Below are 17,333 nucleotides of genomic sequence, written 5' to 3'. Positions count from 1 at the left end.
GGATGTGCGTCGTTTTTCGACGATACAGGGATGTATCGTCGAAAAATCCTGCCAGCGGAGTGGACCCGCGTCGCGCAGCGGCGTGGGCGCGGAGGCAGGGTGTGCTTTCTTTTGGTTACTTCTTCTTTGCACAAGCAAAGAAAAGTGACTCGCTCCCCGAAGGGGAGTGAAAGCTCTTGCTCCCGCTTTGGCTTTGGCTTTGACTTTGACTTTGGCTATTTGGTCAACAGCAAACGCCAAAGCTAAAAGCTCCCCTCATCCGCCCTCCGGGCACCTTCTCCCGCAAGCGGGAGAAGGGAGTGTCATTCGGCCCGGTGTGCGCCTGCTGCCCGCCTTCGCGGGGACGGCTCCCCAAACATCCCGTCTTTGCGGCAAATGGCCCCGCGCTCCTCCCGAACGCGAGAGAAGGGAGCAAGTGCGCAACATGGCAATAACTCGGCGCCCCTCACTCCCACCACCCATAAACCACGAGACGTTCCACCGGCAGCACCACAAACCACGAACGGCCACCTTGAGCGACGGCGAAGTATCCAGCGCTATGCGTCGTCGGCAGCGCACCCAAGCCCTCTGCTCCACACGCAAAACCACCGGCATCCGACGAATGAGCCTCGGCAAACGCCGAATACACCCAATCCCCCGGCTCGAAATACCGTAGCCCCTTGCGCTGGATCGCCAACGCCGTCGACAACGACAACCGCAACGCAACAACCCCCTGCACCTGCTCACCTGCAAACACACTCCCCAACAACACCCGCTCCACCTGCCCCGGCGCCATCCCGAAGTGCAGCAAGCCGCAGGTCTCGATACCCGCCGGCAACAAGCGCTGCGCACGGCGATGGATCAATGCACGATTCATTTCATTCCTCCTTGCAAAAGAGGCGGGATGGCCAACGCCACCCCGCCCCGTCATCGCAACTGCCAGATCAGGCCTGCTTGCTCACCGCGCGATTGCTCAGCTCGTACCAATCGACCTTGCGCGTGATCCACATGATCGCGGCTAGGATGCCGAACAGCAGCAGCGAGCCCATCAGCAACGCGTTGTTCTCCGAGACCAGCAGCACATACAGCACGCCGTACAACATGGTCAGCATCGTTGCGAAACCGACACCGCGTTTCCAGCTGTGCAGCACCCCGCTCAGATAGAAGCCCTGCAGGCCGATACACGCCGCCGCCGCGATCAGATAGGCCTGCCAGAACGCAATCTGCTCCGAAAGACTCAGCAGCAGCAGGAAGAAGATCGCCAACGCCAGGCCAACCAGCAGGTACTGCAGCGGATGGATCTTCAGCTGCTTGATCAGCTCGAACAGTGCAAAGCCAACGAAGGTCAGCAGCACGAACAGGATGCCGTACTTGCTGGCACGGTCCACCTGCGTATAGGTGTCCACCGGGTCCACCAGCGCCACATTCAAGGCTTCAACGCTGCCGCCGTCGCTGCGGATCGCCTTGACCAGCTGCGCCTGTGCCGCCGAGGCCAGCGAAGACACCGCCCACTCCGCCTTGAAGCCGCTGACATCGATGCTGCGCTCATTGGGCAGGAAGCTGCCACCGAACAGCGGGTGCTGCCAGGTTGATGACAGCGAGACGCGGGTGTCATCGCCGACCGGCGCAATCGCCAGCGAACGCGTGCCGCCAAGCACGAACTCCAGCTCGACCTTGCCACCCTCGCGCAGCACGCCCTGCATCGAATCCGGCAACACCGACAACGGTGCATGCAGGCCCTTTGAGGTTCCTTCCAATACGCCAGCGCCGGGCTGCAACTGGATCGCACGGCCATCGACGCGCAGGTTCGGCGTACCTACCAGGCCGCGCACATCCGACACGCCCAACGCCAGATAAGGACGGCCGTAGGTGCGCCCCGGCACCGCCACATAGCTGCTCTCGGCGAACTCGGCCTGCAACTTGGCCTGCCAGTTGTAGACCGGCACCTTGAACAGACCCACGGTGCGCTCATCGGTGCGCATGTTGCCCTGCACATTCAAGCGCGTCGGCATCTGCAGGTCGTAGCCGCTCTCGACGCGCATTTCGGTCTTGCGCGGATTGTTGCCCTCGGCCGGAATCTCGACTTCGCGCTGCTGGGTCCACGGCAGCACCCGCACCGGGCCGATCAGCGACTGCTCGCCAGCCCAGCTCTGCGATACCCGTTCGACCGCCTCGTCGCGGTAACGCTCACGCTCATTGATGGTGCTGCGGATCAGCAGCAGGGGAATCAGCAGCAACAACACCAGCCCGCCGACAATGGCGAAGCGCAACAGCAGTTTCAGGGAAGTCATGTCCCGTCCTCGTGTGGAAACAGGGACAGGTTGAACGCGACTGGTGAGCAGGGTTTGTGCCGAATTTGAAGCGAATGTGAAGTCAGCCGGCCGGCAGCAGCAGGCGCGCTTCGGCGCCACCTTCAGGATGGTTGCCCAGCTCCGCAACGCAGCCATGCAGGCGCGCCACTTCGGCCACAAACGGCAAGCCCAGGCCAGAGCTGCGCTGCCCCGTGCCCGGTCGCGCCAGCGAGTAGAAACGCTCGAACACTCGCTCCTGCGCGTACTCCGGCACACCAGGGCCGTTGTCGCGCACGGCGATGCGCCAGTTCTGTTGCTGCCGCTGCACGCTCAGCACGATGCGACCGCCCGGCGCGGAGAACGCGATCGCGTTGTCCAGCAGGTTCGAAAGCGCCTGCCGCAGCAGGAAGGTATCGCCCTGCACCGCTGCCTGCTCGGGCAGTTCCACATCCAGTTGGATCTGCCCAGCCTGCAGACGTGGCGCCGCATCCTCGGCCAGCGCGCGGCAGACCGCGACCAGATCTACCTCGGTACGTCGCTGCAGCCAGCCGTGCTGTTCAACCTCGGCCAGCCGCAGCAACTGATCGATGGTTTCAGTCAGGCGCCGCTCCTGCTGCACGATATTGGCAGCGAAACGCTGCCGATCGGCTTCGGGCAAGGACTCCTGCAGCAACTCGGCAGCACCGCGTATCGCCGCCAGCGGGCTCTTCATTTCGTGGGTCAGAGACTGCACGTACTGCTCGACATAGGCTTTGCCTTCGAGCTTGCGGCGCATGGTTTCCAGCGCCTGGCCGAGGTCGCCGATCTCGTCGCGGCGCCGCTTCGGCGGCGGCACCGGTTCACCGGCGCTGACGGCCTTGGCATAACGACTCAGCCCGCTGATGCCGCGCGACAGCCACCATGTCATCAGCAGGCCGATCAGTGCCGACAGCCCGATCAGCCAGGCACCGCGCGCGATGATGGCGCGCTGGCTGGCGACGATGAAGGGATCGATGGTGTCATTGGGCTGCGACAGGGTCAGCACGCCGATCAAGGTGCGTCCGTCAGCCGGGTCGTACATCGGCGCGGCCACGTGCATCACGGTGTTGGTTTCGTCGCCCGGTATCTCCGGACTGGAGCGTGCGCCGTACTCGCCGCGCAGCGTCCTGTAGACATCATTCCAGCGCGAGTTGTCGCGTCCAACGTCCTGCCCGCGCGAGTCGTAGACCACGATGCCCTGCGCATTGGTCACCGTCACCCGGTAGTCGATGCTCCGCTTGGGGAAGCGCCACACCATCGCCTTGGGATCGCGGCGCTGAGCGGTGGCCAGACGCGCGGCGAAGTCACCGTCGCCGATGTGGCCGGCCTTCAGATCCGGCGCAGCCATCACCGCCAATACATTTGCCGCGTCCACCAGGGTGGACTCCATCGCCTGGCGCACACCGGGCTTCACTTCGTTGACGAACACGCGCATCACGAAGAACGCGGCGATGCCGACAATCAGGAAGAACCCCAGGAACAGCTTCAGCCCGATCCGCATCGGTCATACATCCAGGGCGTAGCCGACGCCACGGTGGGTGCGGATCGGTTCGCCCTGCGCGCCGGCCGCACGCAGCTTTGCGCGCAGGGTTTTGACGTGGGTATCGACGGTGCGGTCGGTGCTGTCGCTGGCATGGTCCCAGCCACGTTCCATCAACTGCGCCCGGCTAAGGATCGCCCCGGGGCGCTGCAGCAACGCGGCCAGCAAGGCGTACTCGTAGCGGGTCAGGTCCAGCAGCGCCTCGTCGTAGCGGATGCGCCGGCCTTCGTGATCAATCGCGAACCGGCCCAGTTGCTTCCAACCACCTGCCTCCGCTGCAACCGGCGTCGCAGGCGTGGTCCGGCGCAGCCGCGCGCGGACCCGCGCCACCATCTCGCGTGGCGAGAACGGCTTGGTCACATAGTCGTCGGCGCCCAGCTCCAGCCCCAATACGCGGTCGAACTCATCGTTGCGGGCGGTCAGGAAGATCACCGGCACCTGGCTGAAAGTGCGCAGTTCACGGCAGACGTCGAAGCCGCCCAGGTCGGGGAGACCGACATCCAGCACCACCACATCGGCGCCGTCCTGACGCAGCAAGGCCAACGCCTCGCGGCCCAAGGCGCAATGGCTGGCGGCATAGCCTTCGCTGCGCAGCGCATAAAGAAGAGTGTCGGCGATGGCGGCCTCGTCTTCGACGACGAGTACCCGGGCAGGTTGGCTGGACATTGCATCAGCATAGCTGGCCTTGCCGCAGACGCCAGCGGCAGTAGCCAATGGTGGCCCGATTGCCCCCTGGAACCGCCGATTGAGCCGTCCGCCGACCAACGCAGGCCGATCAAAACGCCCACGCAACGCTGCAAGCCGTAAACTTCGCCGATGAATTATCGCCACGCCTTCCACGCCGGTAACCACGCCGACGTCCTCAAGCACATCGTCATGCTGGCGATGATCGACGCGCTCAAGCGCAAAGACTCGCCCTTCTTCGTGCTGGACACGCATGCCGGCCGCGGCCGTTACCTGCTGTCCGCGGAGGAAAGCCGCAAAACCGCCGAGATCGACGAAGGCGTACTGCGGCTGATGACCACCCCGTCGCTGCCCGAAGTGGTGGAGCAGTACCTGCGCGCGGTGCAGGCCGACAACCCGGTCGGCGCCTTGATCTCCTACCCCGGCTCACCGCTGCTGGCCGCGCGCGCCCTGCGCGAACAGGACCGCATGGCCGCCTGCGAGCTGCAGAAGGATGAGGTCACCGCGCTCAAGGAGCTGTTCGCCCACGACCGCCGGGTACAGGTGCACGCTGGCAACGGCTATGAAGCCATCCGCGCCTTCCTGCCACCCAAGAGCGGCGCGATCAAGATTGGGCGGGCGCTGGTGCTGATCGATCCGCCGTATGAGGTGCAGGACGCCGAGTACCCGCTGATCGTCTCAACCCTGCGCGAGATTCTTACCCGGATGCCGCAGGCGCAATGCGCGGTCTGGTACCCGATCAAGCAACGCCGCACCCTGCAGCCGTTCTTCCGCAAGGCGGCCGCGCTGCCGGCCAAGTCCATCCTGGTCGCCGAATTCATGGTGAGGGCCGACGACTCTCCGCTGCGTCTGAATGGTAGCGGGATGCTGTTGCTGAACCCGCCATGGCAGTTCGAGCAGGTATTGGCCCCGGCCTTGCCGGTCCTGAAGCAGTATCTGGGTGAAACCGGCACCTCGACCCGGCTGGAGTGGCTGAAGACGCCCGAATGACGGGCGGCGCCGGCAATCTGCAGCCGCTTTGGACCGCGTTCACAGAACGTAGCAGCCGCGGTGACAGAATCAGGCGACTTTGGAGGAAACGTAGTCATGGCCACACGCAACCGCATGCCCCCGTGGCATGAAAATTTCAAGGCACCCAGCGGCCGTGAGCTGCTGATACGACCCATCCGCCCTGAAGACGGTGCGCCGCTGCAGGGCGCATTTGCCCTGTTCGGGCCGGAAGAAGTGCGCGACAAGTTCCTGCAGTCGGTTGAATCACTGTCGGATGAGACCGCCCAGCGCCTGACCCACCCGAACCCGAAAACCGAGATCGCACTGGTCGCAGCCGAGCCGCTGCCCCCCGGCGAAGCGGTTGTCGGTGCGGTAGCGCGCGCCTCCATCATTCCGGGCACCCGCGATGCCGAGTACGCCATCCTGGTCAGCGGCTTCCTGGCCGGTCAGGGGCTGGGCCGACAGTTGATGCGCAAACTGGTCAAATGGGCACGCGGCAAATACCTGGACCGCCTGTACGGCGACATCGCCCAGGACAACGAACCGATGCTGCAGCTGGCCGCGTCACTTGGCTTCAAGCAGGTGCCGCATCCCGCAGCCGCACCTGGGCTGGTGCGGATGGTGCTGGAGCTGGCCAACTAGGCGTCGGTTCTCCATTCAGCTGACGACAGGCGCCGGCAAGGCGCCTGTCGCGTTATCGGCCCTGCAACGCCCCGCGTACAAGCCAGATCAAGCCCAACGAGGCGACGGGAGCGCATCTGGTAAAATTCGCGGTTCATGTCGCCTATTACCTACCCCATTCCGCCGCTGCCCCGTTCGGGCCAGCTCCGCGCCTGGTGGCGCGCTCCGGCTTCCAGCAGTGCGCTGGCCTGGCATGTCGCCTGCGCGGCGCAGGCGCACGCCAAACCGCTGCTGCTGGTAACCCGCGACAACCACAGCGCACATCAGCTGGTAGCTGATCTGCAGACCCTGCTGGGTGCGAACAGCCCGCTGCCGGTGGTGCCGTTCCCGGATTGGGAAACCCTGCCCTACGACCAGTTCAGCCCGCACCCGGACATCATTTCGCAGCGTCTGGCCGCCCTGCACCGCCTACCGACGCTGAAGCAAGGCATTGTCGTGGTGCCGGTGCAGACCCTGCTGCAGCGCTTGGCGCCGCTGAGCTACATCGTCGGTGGCAGCTTCGACCTGAAGGTTGGCCAGCGTCTGGACATGGACGCTGAAAAGCGCCGCCTGGAAAGCGCCGGCTACCGCAATGTCGTGCAGGTGATGGACCCGGGTGATTTCGCCGTGCGTGGCGGCCTGCTCGATGTCTATCCGATGGGCGCCGACGCGCCGCTGCGCATCGAGCTGCTGGACGAAGACATCGACTCCATCCGTGAGTTCGACCCGGAGTCGCAGCGCTCGCTGGACAAAGTGACGGCAGTAAAGATGCTGCCCGGCCGCGAAGTGCCGATGGACGAGGCCAGCCTCAACAAGGTACTGGCCACGCTGCGCGAACGCTTCGACGTGGATACCCGGCGCAGTCCGCTGTATCAGGATCTGAAGGCTGGCCTGGCGCCGTCTGGCATCGAGTACATGCTGCCGCTGTTCTTCAACCAGACCGCGACCTTGTTTGACTACCTGCCGGACGGTTTCATGACCGTGCTCGGCACCGGTGTCAGCGAAGCCTCCGATGCGTTTTGGCTGCAGACCAACAGCCGTTACGAGCAGCGCCGCCACGATATCGAACGACCGCTGCTGCCGCCAGAAGAGATCTACCAGTCTCCAGACAGCCTGCGCGAGCAGTTCAACAAACTGTCACGGGTGGAAGTGTGCGCGGCCGATCATCCGCGCGCCGCCGAGGCGCAGCCGCTGGGTGACCAGCCGCTGCCGCCGTTGCCGGTCGCAGCCAAGGACGCGCCGGCTGGGCAGGCGCTGAAGTCCTTCATCGAGCACTACCCGGGCCGGGTGCTGATCGCGGCGGATTCGCCGGGACGGCGTGAGGCCTTGTTGGAGGTGTTGCAGGCGGCGGAGTTGAGGCCTGAGGTTGTAGGCAGCTTCAACGACTTTCTTCCTTCCCCCATCGGGGGAAGGTGGCCCGAAGGGTCGGATGGGGGTAAGGCTCCCAGCCAAAGCAAGAGCAAGAGCGCCCTCACCCCTACCCCTCTCCCGCATGCGGGAGAGGGAAAGCTCGCGCGCTTCGCCATTACCGTGGCGCCGCTGGATGACGGCTTTGCGCTCAGCGAGCCGGCCTTGGCCGTGCTCACCGAGCGCCAGTTGTTCCCGGAGCGTGCTGGCCAGGCGCGGCGTACGCGGCGTGCCGGGCGTGAGCCCGAGTCCATCATCCGTGACCTTGGCGAGCTGACCGAAGGCGCGCCTATCGTCCATGAAGATCATGGTGTGGGCCGCTACCGCGGATTGATCGCGATGGATGTCGGCGGCATGCCCGGCGAATTCCTCGAGATCGAATACGCCAAGGGCGACCGCCTGTATGTACCGGTCGCACAGCTGCATCTGATCAGCCGCTACTCCGGTGCTTCGCCGGAAACCGCGCCGCTGCATTCACTTGGTGGCGAGCAGTGGGCCAAGGCCAAGCGCAAGGCTGCGGAGAAAGTCCGCGACGTTGCCGCCGAGCTGTTGGAAATCCAGGCGCGTCGTCGCGCCCGCGCTGGCCTGGCGCTGGATATCGACCGCTCGCTGTACGAACCGTTCGCGGCCGGCTTCCCGTTCGAGGAAACACCCGACCAGCAGGCGGCGATCGAAGCCACGCTGCGTGACCTGCAATCCAGCCAGCCGATGGACCGCGTGGTCTGCGGTGACGTTGGCTTTGGCAAGACCGAGGTCGCGCTGCGTGCGGCATTCGCTGCGGCAAGTGGTGGCAAGCAGGTTGCGGTGTTGGTGCCTACGACCCTGCTGGCCGAACAGCATTACCGCAACTTCCGCGACCGTTTCGCCGATTACCCGCTGCGGGTGGAAGTGCTGTCGCGCTTCAAGACCAGCAAGGAAATCAAGGCCGAGCTCGACAAGGTCGCCGAAGGCACCATCGATGTGATCATCGGCACCCACCGGCTATTGCAGCCGGACGTGAAGTTCAAGGACCTGGGCCTGGTCATCGTCGATGAAGAGCAGCGTTTTGGTGTGCGCCAGAAGGAAGCGCTCAAGGCAATGCGCGCCAACGTACATCTGCTGACGCTGACCGCTACGCCGATCCCGCGCACCTTGAACATGGCCATGGCCGGCCTGCGTGATCTATCGATCATCGCCACCCCGCCGCCGAATCGTTTGGCAGTCAAAACCTTCATCACCGCCTGGGACAACGCACAGCTGCGCGAGGCCTTCCAACGTGAGTTGTCACGTGGCGGCCAGCTCTACTTCCTGCACAACGATGTGGAAAGCATGGGCCGGATGCAGCGCGAGTTGTCCGAATTGGTGCCCGAGGCGCGTATCGGCATGGCCCACGGGCAGATGCCCGAGCGCGAGCTGGAACGGGTGATGCTGGATTTCCAGAAGCAGCGCTTCAACGTGCTGCTCGCCAGTACCATCATCGAGTCGGGTATCGATATTCCCAACGCCAACACCATCATCATCAACCGCGCGGATCGCTTTGGTCTTGCGCAGTTGCATCAGCTACGTGGCCGCGTTGGCCGTTCGCATCACCGTGCGTACGCCTACCTACTGGTGCCGGACAAGCGCTCGATCACGCCGGATGCGCAGAAGCGCCTGGAAGCCATCGCATCGATGGACGAACTGGGCGCGGGCTTCACCCTGGCCACCCATGATCTGGAGATCCGTGGTGCTGGTGAGTTGCTGGGCGAAGACCAGAGCGGGCAGATGGCCGAAATCGGCTTCAGCCTGTACACCGAGCTGCTGGAACGCGCGGTGCGCTCGATCAAATCGGGCAAGCTGCCGGATCTGGATGCCGGCGAAGAAGCACGCGGTGCCGACGTCGAACTGCATGTGCCGGCGCTGATTCCGGAAGACTACCTGCCGGACGTGCATACCCGCCTGACCCTATACAAGCGCATCAGCTCGGCACGCGACAGCGAACGCCTGCGTGAACTGCAGGTGGAAATGATTGATCGCTTCGGCCTGTTGCCGGATCCTGTCAAGCATCTGTTCGCCATCGCCGAACTCAAGCTGCAGGCCAACGAGCTGGGCATCCGCAAGCTGGAACTGGGCGAGAACGGTGGCCGCATCGTGTTCGACAGCAAGCCCAACATCGACCCGATGGTGGTGATCCAGCTGATCCAGAAGCAGCCCAAGCTCTACCAGATGGATGGCCCGGACAAGCTGCGCATCAAGCACCCGCTGCCGGAAAGCGCTGACCGCTTCAACGCCGCGCGTGCGTTGCTGACCACACTGCATCCGGGAAACAGCTGAATAAATCAATTGGTTTAGATTGCGTGAAGATGAAAGGGCGTTGAAAATAACGCCCCCTCTCTTACGCTCGCAGCCGTTCCCCACGCGGCTTCGCACTCATGTTGACCATCACCACGCCCGTGGGCCTGTCGCATCCACCGGATGACAGCTCCTGCGCTATCGATGTATTGGCCGCCGCGCTGGATCAGCGCGACAGCTATACCGACCACCACTGCGATCGCGTCTCGCAACTTGCCCAGGCCATGGGCCGCCGCTGCGATCTGTCCGAGGAACGCATCGGCCATCTTGTGCTTGCCGCACGCTTTCACGATGTCGGCAAGATCGGTATCCGTGACGAGGTACTGCTGCATCCAGGCAAGTTGGATGAGGACAAAATCTCGGCGATGCGCACCCATCCGGAACGTGGCGCGCGCCTGTTCGCCGCCACCGGCCGCAGCGACGCCAAGGCCGTTGCCACGCTGATCCGCCATCACCATGAAGCCTGGGATGGCAGTGGCTATCCGCACGGCCTGCAGGGCGAAGACATTCCACTTGAGTCGCGCATCCTGACCATCGTCGATGGCTTCGATGCGATGACCTCGCAGCGCCCGTATCGTGGACCGATGCCGATGCAACGTGCCATCGAGATCCTGGCCAACGACCGCGGGCGTTTGATCGACCGGCGTCTGTTCGGCGAGTTCATGGGCCTGCTGCGCGGTGATAGCGCCGCGGCCACCTGAGCCGCAGCGTCACAACACCGGCGACATCATCGCTACGGCGTTACACACCAGACGCGTGGCCAAGGGCCACGCCATCACCTGTGACAACAGTACCGGCTCGGATACCGACAGATAGCCTTGCTGCCGCTGCACGATGCCGGCGGTGACTGCACTGTCGGCAATCAGCAGATTGTTCTCGAAGTTCAGCTCCAGGCTGCGCCGATCCATATTGGCAGAACCGATCAAGGCAATCTCGCCATCCACGGTCAACGACTTGGCGTGCAGCAGACCCAAGGGATACTCGTGGACCTCTACGCCACACTGCAGAAGATCAGCGTAGGTGCTGCGACTGCTCTGCCCCACCAGCCAGGAGTCATTGCGCTTTGGGAATACCACCCGCGTGCGGACCCCACGACGCGGTGCCGCGCAGATTGCGCGCAGCAGCGCTTCGTCTGGCACGAAGTACGGCGTGCTGATGATCAACTCATGGCGCGCCGCATAGATGCAGGCCACGAACATATCCGTCATCGCGTTGTGGCGGGTGACCGGGCCGGTTTCAAATGCCATTGCCAGACAGCCATCTTCGAACTGCGGCTGCGGCGTCTCCACCGCATAAACGTCCAGCCCCTGCTCACCGGTCTCTGGAATCCAGCCACTGAGAAACAGCCGCTGGATCTGCGCCACCACAGGGCCTTCGCAGCGCAGCAGCAGATCGATCCACGGTGCATAGCTCGGCTTGACCCGGAACTCCGGATCAGCACAGTTCTGACTGCCGCAATAGGCGATTCGGTTGTCGATGACCACGATCTTGCGATGATCACGCAGGTCCATGCGGCTGAAAGCCACGTGCTGCAGGCGGGTCAGATCATCCAGGGTGCGCACCAGCTTGACCCCGGCCTGCTGCAACTCAGCCCAGCGCGGGCTGCCACTGAACGCCCGCGAGCCCAACGCATCCACCATCACCCTGCAGGACACACCACGTCTTGCCGCAGCAGCTACTGCATTGGCAACACGACCACCGGCGCCATCATCCAGCCAGATGTAAAAGGCGATATGCACGCTCTGCTGCGATTGGCTGATGTCCTGCACCAACTGTTCAATGGCTGCACGGCAATCCTCCATGGGGGCGTTCGCAAGCGGTTGCGCTGCGCCCAGCAGCGCGACCCGGTTGCCCGGCTGTGGCACAAAGCCATTGATCGATTGCGCCAGCGCAAACAAGGATGCTGCCTTGCCGTCGATTTCCACAGCAGCAGCGTCGTGCGGATCGCCCGCCGCCTGCAGCATTCGAACGGTCTGCCGCAGGCGTCGAGCACGCGCACGTCCAATACTGGTTTCGCCCAATAGCAGATAGGCGAACATGCCCAGCAGTGGCGCCAACATGATCACCGCCACCCACGCCGCGCGCGACGCCGGGGCACGATTGGGGCGGGTCAGCGCCCGCGCAGCAACCAGCAGGTGCGCGATGAAAACCAGCACGCTCACCACCCATTGCATGGGAGCCTGCGGCCAGCCCAGTTCAAATACCATGCTGCTCCTCCCAACGCCGGTGATAGTGCAAGGCAGATAAATAGCACGCCGTTCATATGGCTGGGATCAGCGCGCGCTTCCCTGTCCAGCCAACGGCAGATAAACCGAGCATCGCGACAAACACCATCGCCCGCTATTTTTCACCAATCGCGAAGGCTCGGGGGCGCCTGCTATGCCGGCAGACAGCCGGATGGGCCGGCTGGGAGGAGAACGTGATGCGCGTGTCCCGATCAGCACAAATGATACTGACAGCAGCTTTACTCAGCGGTGGCTATTCATTGGCACTGGCTGCACCACCCGCTGACACCACCTTGCCAAGCTATACAGAGCTGGATAAAGACAAGGATGGCATCGTCACCCTGTCCGAAATCGATGTCTATCCGCCTGGTGTTGCAGCGCGACTGCACCACTGCGACAGCAACAAGGACCACAAGCTGAGCCAACAGGAATACGCGCGATGCACGGCCAGCGCCCATCCACATACGCCGGCCAAGTAGCCCTGCGCACCTAATCCTTCAGAGCGGCAACCAGGGCGTCTGCGCCAATGCTGATTGCAGGCGAACCAACAACACATCGGACTGCTCCAGCCGCTGCTCGCCGATTGCCGCCAAGGGCCAGATGCCGGAGGCATTGAATGCGACCGCGCCGTTGAAGCGGACCAACGCCGGCAAGTGCACTTCGACCTGGGTCTGCAGCTGACCAAGCTCGGTCAAGCCGTCCATCAGCAGACGTTCGGTGCTGCCACGCAGCGCCGACGCCTGTGGCCAGCACACCTGCACGCCATCCCAGAACGCCAGGTTCCAGGTCGTACCTTCGCTGATGCGGCCTTGTGTATCGACAAACAACGCGTCATCGAACCCCCGCTGCAATGCCTGCCGCCGCAGCTGGAACAGCGGGAACGTACCCACATGCTTGATATGCGCCAACTCGCGCTGATAGCGCAGCGGCAGCACAGAGCGCGCAAGCGCCGGAATCTGCGCCGGCGCTCCGAAGCCGATCAATACATCCACCGGCACCGCACGCAGCGGCTGGCGGAAATCAAACTGTCGCGAGAACACCGTGATCCGCACCGATGCGTCTGGCGTATCCAGCTGCCGCAATGCCTGCTGCAGCCACCCCAGCACCAGCGCGCAGTCCAATTCAACCTCGAACAACTCGCGCGTGCCCTGCTGCAAGCGCTCAAGGTGCAGCGCCCAGCCCTGCACCGCACCAGCGCGCACCTGCAGTGAAGTGAAGTGTCCGTAATTGACCAGCGCCGCGCTCAGCGCGCCGGCATCAGCCAGTTGCCCATTGCAGAACAGCACCGTCATGGCCGCGTCTGCGCCTGCGCCCACATCGCGCGCAGGATCTGCGCCGCGGGTGCGCGCTTGACCATCCAAGCTGATTGCCCGGCCCATGCCTGCATCGCATCGAGCTGGTTACTGGCGCCGGCCTGCTTGCGCATGCCGGCAGTCAGTCCACGCTGCACCGGGTAGGGCTGCGGCGCTGGCGCATCAATTGCCTCGGCTGCTCGCACGTAAGCCGTATCCAGGGCACGCCCAAGTCGGCCACTGAAAGCCCGCGTCGCGCGCGTGGCTTCGGGCTCGGCAACCTCCAGCGCCTGCTTCCACACTGCGGGAATATCGGATTCATCGGCCGCAAGGAATGCGGTTCCCACCTGCACTGCGCTGGCACCCAACATCAGTGCGGCAGCGACGCCGCGACCATCTGCAATGCCGCCAGCAGCGATCACCGGCACACTCAGGTGATCGACCAGGCGTGGCAACAAGGCGAACAAACCGACCATCTGTCGTTCGGCCTGTGCCGCATCAAACGCACCGCGATGGCCACCTGCCTCCATACCCTGTGCGACGACTGCATCGGCACCGGCAGCCTGCGCCTGCAGTGCCTCACTCAAGGTCGTCGCACATGCGAACCAGGCAATACCGGCGGCCTGCAGTCGCGCCACCTGTGCGGCAGAAAACACACCCATGATGGTTGAAGCCACGGCAGGCCGGGCGGCAATCAGCGCATCGAACTGGGCATCGAAATCGGCAGGACCAGCATCACCGGCTTCTGCTGCGACCTGCGGCCCCCACTGCGCCAGAAACTCACGCGTAGCCGCTTCGGCGGCAGGGTCGCGCTGCGGAGCGGGATCCGGCACCCATAGATTGACCTGCGCCGGCCCCTGCGACTGCTGGCCGAATGCATGCATCCACTGGCTGATCTGTTCCGGCGTGGACAGCACCGCGCCCATCGCGCCCATGCTGCCGGCATTGGCCACCGCGGCAGACAGCGGCACCGGGCAGGCGCCGGCCATCGGCGCGAGCAGGATAGGAAGTTCAAGACCGAAGCGTTGGCAGAACGCTTCGGTCCGGGCTGAAATGACGGCGTTGTGCATGGCGGTGATCGTGCCGCCGGTGCCTATGCCACTCAGCGTAGCGAGAGGGCGTAGGAACGCACCAGCTGGCTGTCCATCTCTTCGTTGAAGGTGAAGTTCACATACTGCGCATCATCGGCGGGGAAATCCACTTCCACCCGCGAGCGGCCGATTTCGGCGCCCGACTCGTCCAATGCGCGTGCCAGGAATGCACCCTTGTAAGGCTTGGTTGCCACCACATACACCGAGGCGTCCTTGGAGCCCATGCCGCGGCTCTTGCCCAAGGTCACGGTCATGCCGTTGCTGACAATTTCCGGCGCCACGTCGAGCTTGAGCGACATGCGCTTGTCGACGCCTTCGCCCAGGCCCGCCACGAAATCGGTGGCGGTACCGCTGATCGCGCTACCGGCCTTCTGCGAGATCGAGCGGTCCTCACCACACGCGCTCAGCGCCAACACTGCCAATACCAGATACATCCTGTTGTTCATGCACTACTCCTTGTTGAATCGATTGGAATCAGAGCCTATCAACGGAACGGCAGGCCACCCTTGCCACCCATGGCGCCGAGCATGCCCTTCATGTTGCGCATCATGCCCTTCATGCCCCCACCGGCCAGCTTGCCCATCATCTTTTCCATCTGCATGTACTGCTTCATCAGCTTGTTGACGTCGGCCGGCTGGGTGCCGGAGCCACGCGCGATGCGGGCACGACGCGAGCCGTTGAGCAGGCCCGGATTGCGGCGCTCTTTCTTGGTCATCGAGCCGATGATGGCAATCATGCGCGGCACTTCCTTGCTCTGGCTGACCTGCGCCTTGAGGTGCTCGGGGATCTGGCCCAGGCCCGGCAGCTTGTCCATCAGGCCGCCAATGCCACCCATGTTCTGCATCTGTTCAAGCTGATCGCGCATGTCGTTCAGATCGAACTTCTTGCCCTTGGCGACCTTCTCGGCCAGCTTCTGTGCCTTGTCCTTGTCGACCTGCTGCTCGACCTGCTCCACCAGCGACAGCACATCGCCCATGTCGAGGATGCGGCTGGCCACACGTTCCGGGTGGAACACATCCAGGCCGTCGACCTTTTCACCGGTACCGGTGAACTTGATCGGCTTGCCGGTGATGTAGCGCACGCTCAGCGCGGCACCGCCACGGGCGTCACCGTCGGTCTTGGTCAGCACCACGCCAGTCAACGGCAGCGCTTCGCCGAAGGCCTTGGCAGTGTTGGCAGCGTCCTGGCCGGTCATGGCATCGACCACGAACAGGGTTTCGGCCGGGTTGACCGCAGCGTGCAGGGCCTTGATCTCGGCCATCATCGCTTCGTCGATGGCCAGGCGGCCGGCGGTATCGACCAACAGCACGTCGGCGAACGACTTGCGCGCATCGTCGATGGCGGCGCGCACGATGTCCACCGGCTTCTGGTCCGGGCTGGACGGGAAGAACAGCACGCCAACCTGCTCGGCCAGAGTCTTCAGCTGCTCGATGGCGGCCGGACGATAAACGTCGGCAGAAACCACCATCACCTTCTTCTTGCGCTTTTCCTTCAGGTGCTTGGCCAGCTTGCCAACCGTGGTGGTCTTACCGGCACCCTGCAGGCCCGCCATCAGGATGATGGCCGGCGCTGGCACGTTGAGGTTCAGGTCGGTGGCCTGCGCGCCCATCACGGCGGTCAGCTCATCGCGCACCACTTTGATCAGCGCCTGGCCCGGGGTCAGCGACTTGAGCACCTCCTGGCCAACCGCGCGGACCTTGATCTTCTCGATCAGGGCCTGCACCACTGGCAGGGCCACATCGGCCTCCAGCAGGGCGATGCGCACCTCACGGGTGGCCTCGCGGATGTTTTCTTCAGTCAGGCGGCCGCGCCCACGCAGGCGCTCGATGGTGCCGGAAAGGCGCTGGGTCAGTGACTCGAACATGCGACGGAACCTGCGGAAATCGTGGAAACAGAGACAGTTAGTATAGCGGCCAGCCGCCGCCACCGCCGGTTCAGATCGCCAGAGGCGGGCCTGTATGCGAAACTGGATCGATGACAATCGTTCTCATCGCCGCCGCGCTCTATCTGGTGTCCACCGTCCTGCTGATCCGCGGGCTGGCCGGCGAGCGTAGTCCGCCGCCACGTAACTGGCTGCTGCCCACCATCGGCGCGGTGCTGCTGCACGCCGGTTACCACCTGATGGTGGCGATGAAAACCGCTGGCGGTCCGGACATGCACTTCTTCGCGGCACTGTCACTGGTCGGTCTGGGCATGTCGGCATTGACCGCCGTGGTCGGCGCGCGCGGACGCATGTCGGCACTGGGGGGGGTGGTGTTCCCGATGGCGGCGATTCTGCTGCTGGCCTACCACGGCTACGGCCATGAACCGAGCAAGCTGCTGGGCTGGCGCTTGGCCACCCATGCCTGGCTTGCGCTGCTGGCCTACGCCACGCTGAGCGTGGCGGCCTTGCTGGCAATCATGTTGTGGCTGCAGGAACGGGCCTTGCGCCGCCGCGACTTCCGCCCCTGGCTGCGCGCCCTGCCGCCGCTGGCCGACCTGGAGACCCTGCTGTTCCGCACGATCACGGTCGGATTCTGCCTGCTGACCCTGACCCTGCTGACCGGCGTGCTGTTCGTCGACAACCTGCTGGAGCAGAAGCTGGTGCACAAGACCGTGCTCAGCGTGTTGTCGTGGATCGTGTTCGGCACCTTGTTGATCGGCCGCCGCCGTTACGGCTGGCGTGGCGGCAAGGCCGTGCACTGGACCCTGACCGCGATGGCACTGCTGCTGCTGGCGTTCTTCGGCAGCAGGTTCGTGATCGAGCTGGTGCTGGGCCGCGGCTGAGCCGAGACCTGTAGTGGGGGGGGGGCCGGCCGGGGGGCGGGACACGCCAAAAACAAAACCAACCACAAACAAAAGGAGGG

16 protein-coding genes are annotated in these 17,333 nt (G+C 64.1%); 7 read left to right on the top strand and 9 right to left on the bottom strand.

The genetic code is table 11. The annotated features are described in order from the left end of the window. Positions 1-246: hypothetical protein (locus tag ACVOLZ_RS20855; RefSeq protein WP_481517802.1), on the top strand; the 246-nt coding region annotated here is incomplete at its 5' end. A 199-nt stretch (positions 247-445) separates the two neighbouring features. On the opposite strand, the gene ACVOLZ_RS20850 is transcribed toward ACVOLZ_RS20855, so the two are convergent. From ACVOLZ_RS20850 to creB, 4 genes are all read right to left on the bottom strand, one after another. Continuing rightward, on the bottom strand, positions 446-856 hold the full coding sequence (locus ACVOLZ_RS20850; protein ID WP_481517801.1) for a hypothetical protein: 411 nt from the start codon (positions 854-856) through the stop codon (positions 446-448). A 67-nt stretch (positions 857-923) separates the two neighbouring features. Then, complete coding sequence (gene creD, locus ACVOLZ_RS20845; RefSeq protein WP_481517800.1) at positions 924-2,270, bottom strand: cell envelope integrity protein CreD; 1,347 nt, start codon at positions 2,268-2,270, stop codon at positions 924-926. 82 nt (positions 2,271-2,352) lie between these two features. Beyond that, the gene (creC, locus tag ACVOLZ_RS20840) at positions 2,353-3,789 is read right to left on the bottom strand and encodes a two-component system sensor histidine kinase CreC (protein ID WP_481517799.1); all 1,437 of its coding nucleotides are present in this window, start codon (positions 3,787-3,789) and stop codon (positions 2,353-2,355) included. Positions 3,790-3,792: 3 nt separating this feature from the next. After that, positions 3,793-4,494 carry a two-component system response regulator CreB gene (gene creB / locus ACVOLZ_RS20835; RefSeq protein ID WP_481517798.1) on the bottom strand — a complete coding sequence of 234 codons (702 nt, stop codon included), beginning with the start codon at positions 4,492-4,494 and terminating at the stop codon, positions 3,793-3,795. A gap of 150 nt (positions 4,495-4,644) precedes the next feature. On the opposite strand from creB, the gene ACVOLZ_RS20830 reads away from it, so the two are divergent. The 4 genes from ACVOLZ_RS20830 to ACVOLZ_RS20815 all read left to right on the top strand — a co-directional run bounded on the left by ACVOLZ_RS20830 (position 4,645) and on the right by ACVOLZ_RS20815 (position 10,580). Beyond that, entirely contained in the window at positions 4,645-5,502 is an 858-nt protein-coding gene (locus ACVOLZ_RS20830; protein ID WP_481517797.1) for a 23S rRNA (adenine(2030)-N(6))-methyltransferase RlmJ, read from the top strand. Between the two features lie 96 nt (positions 5,503-5,598). Next, positions 5,599-6,144 carry a GNAT family N-acetyltransferase gene (locus ACVOLZ_RS20825; protein WP_057629682.1) on the top strand — a complete coding sequence of 182 codons (546 nt, stop codon included), beginning with the start codon at positions 5,599-5,601 and terminating at the stop codon, positions 6,142-6,144. Positions 6,145-6,279: 135 nt separating this feature from the next. Continuing rightward, positions 6,280-9,861 (top strand): transcription-repair coupling factor, encoded by a 3,582-nt coding sequence (gene mfd / locus ACVOLZ_RS20820; protein ID WP_481517796.1) that lies wholly within the window; start codon positions 6,280-6,282, stop codon positions 9,859-9,861. A gap of 98 nt (positions 9,862-9,959) precedes the next feature. Then, on the top strand, positions 9,960-10,580 hold the full coding sequence (locus ACVOLZ_RS20815) for an HD-GYP domain-containing protein (RefSeq protein ID WP_481517795.1): 621 nt from the start codon (positions 9,960-9,962) through the stop codon (positions 10,578-10,580). A 9-nt stretch (positions 10,581-10,589) separates the two neighbouring features. Here ACVOLZ_RS20815 and cls read toward each other — a convergent pair whose 3' ends face one another. Continuing rightward, complete coding sequence (cls, locus tag ACVOLZ_RS20810; protein WP_481517794.1) at positions 10,590-12,086, bottom strand: cardiolipin synthase; 1,497 nt, start codon at positions 12,084-12,086, stop codon at positions 10,590-10,592. Positions 12,087-12,325: 239 nt separating this feature from the next. Between cls and ACVOLZ_RS20805 the strand changes: the two genes are divergently transcribed. Further along, positions 12,326-12,583, top strand: a complete 258-nt coding sequence (locus tag ACVOLZ_RS20805; protein ID WP_481517793.1) for an EF-hand domain-containing protein — start codon at positions 12,326-12,328, stop codon at positions 12,581-12,583. A gap of 18 nt (positions 12,584-12,601) precedes the next feature. Here the strand turns inward: ACVOLZ_RS20805 and ACVOLZ_RS20800 are convergent, their stop codons facing one another. The 4 genes from ACVOLZ_RS20800 to ffh are packed head-to-tail and all read right to left on the bottom strand — an operon-like array spanning position 12,602 to position 16,351. Then, positions 12,602-13,396: an aminotransferase class IV gene (locus ACVOLZ_RS20800; protein ID WP_481517792.1), complete on the bottom strand. Its 795-nt coding sequence runs from the start codon at positions 13,394-13,396 to the stop codon at positions 12,602-12,604. After that, positions 13,393-14,466, bottom strand: a complete 1,074-nt coding sequence (locus ACVOLZ_RS20795; protein ID WP_481517791.1) for an NAD(P)H-dependent flavin oxidoreductase — start codon at positions 14,464-14,466, stop codon at positions 13,393-13,395. Before ACVOLZ_RS20795 ends, ACVOLZ_RS20800 begins: the two co-directional genes overlap by 4 nt. A 32-nt stretch (positions 14,467-14,498) precedes the next feature. Beyond that, on the bottom strand, positions 14,499-14,933 hold the full coding sequence (locus ACVOLZ_RS20790; RefSeq protein WP_481517790.1) for a hypothetical protein: 435 nt from the start codon (positions 14,931-14,933) through the stop codon (positions 14,499-14,501). A gap of 38 nt (positions 14,934-14,971) precedes the next feature. After that, positions 14,972-16,351, bottom strand: a complete 1,380-nt coding sequence (gene ffh / locus ACVOLZ_RS20785; RefSeq protein WP_481511139.1) for a signal recognition particle protein — start codon at positions 16,349-16,351, stop codon at positions 14,972-14,974. A gap of 110 nt (positions 16,352-16,461) precedes the next feature. Between ffh and ACVOLZ_RS20780 the strand changes: the two genes are divergently transcribed. Continuing rightward, positions 16,462-17,253: a cytochrome C assembly family protein gene (locus ACVOLZ_RS20780; RefSeq protein WP_481517789.1), complete on the top strand. Its 792-nt coding sequence runs from the start codon at positions 16,462-16,464 to the stop codon at positions 17,251-17,253. The last annotated feature ends 80 nt before the right edge of the window (positions 17,254-17,333 follow it).

It is taken from the genome of Stenotrophomonas sp. STEN020 (assembly GCF_056760195.1).
The sequence above is the reverse complement of the archived record's forward strand: the minus strand, read 5'-3'. Positions and strand labels throughout refer to the sequence as shown.

What these genes read in the sequence shown, in the direction of transcription:
- ACVOLZ_RS20850 (WP_481517801.1), bottom strand. Translation starts at nt 856, where the DNA reads ATGAATCGTGCATTGATCCATCGCCGTGCGCAGCGCTTGTTGCCGGCG.
- creD (WP_481517800.1), bottom strand. Translation starts at nt 2,270, where the DNA reads ATGACTTCCCTGAAACTGCTGTTGCGCTTCGCCATTGTCGGCGGGCTG.
- creC (WP_481517799.1), bottom strand. Translation starts at nt 3,789, where the DNA reads ATGCGGATCGGGCTGAAGCTGTTCCTGGGGTTCTTCCTGATTGTCGGC.
- creB (WP_481517798.1), bottom strand. Translation starts at nt 4,494, where the DNA reads ATGTCCAGCCAACCTGCCCGGGTACTCGTCGTCGAAGACGAGGCCGCC.
- ACVOLZ_RS20830 (WP_481517797.1), top strand. Translation starts at nt 4,645, where the DNA reads ATGAATTATCGCCACGCCTTCCACGCCGGTAACCACGCCGACGTCCTC.
- ACVOLZ_RS20825 (WP_057629682.1), top strand. Translation starts at nt 5,599, where the DNA reads ATGGCCACACGCAACCGCATGCCCCCGTGGCATGAAAATTTCAAGGCA.
- mfd (WP_481517796.1), top strand. Translation starts at nt 6,280, where the DNA reads ATGTCGCCTATTACCTACCCCATTCCGCCGCTGCCCCGTTCGGGCCAG.
- ACVOLZ_RS20815 (WP_481517795.1), top strand. Translation starts at nt 9,960, where the DNA reads ATGTTGACCATCACCACGCCCGTGGGCCTGTCGCATCCACCGGATGAC.
- cls (WP_481517794.1), bottom strand. Translation starts at nt 12,086, where the DNA reads ATGGTATTTGAACTGGGCTGGCCGCAGGCTCCCATGCAATGGGTGGTG.
- ACVOLZ_RS20805 (WP_481517793.1), top strand. Translation starts at nt 12,326, where the DNA reads ATGATACTGACAGCAGCTTTACTCAGCGGTGGCTATTCATTGGCACTG.
- ACVOLZ_RS20800 (WP_481517792.1), bottom strand. Translation starts at nt 13,396, where the DNA reads ATGACGGTGCTGTTCTGCAATGGGCAACTGGCTGATGCCGGCGCGCTG.
- ACVOLZ_RS20795 (WP_481517791.1), bottom strand. Translation starts at nt 14,466, where the DNA reads ATGCACAACGCCGTCATTTCAGCCCGGACCGAAGCGTTCTGCCAACGC.
- ACVOLZ_RS20790 (WP_481517790.1), bottom strand. Translation starts at nt 14,933, where the DNA reads ATGAACAACAGGATGTATCTGGTATTGGCAGTGTTGGCGCTGAGCGCG.
- ffh (WP_481511139.1), bottom strand. Translation starts at nt 16,351, where the DNA reads ATGTTCGAGTCACTGACCCAGCGCCTTTCCGGCACCATCGAGCGCCTG.
- ACVOLZ_RS20780 (WP_481517789.1), top strand. Translation starts at nt 16,462, where the DNA reads ATGACAATCGTTCTCATCGCCGCCGCGCTCTATCTGGTGTCCACCGTC.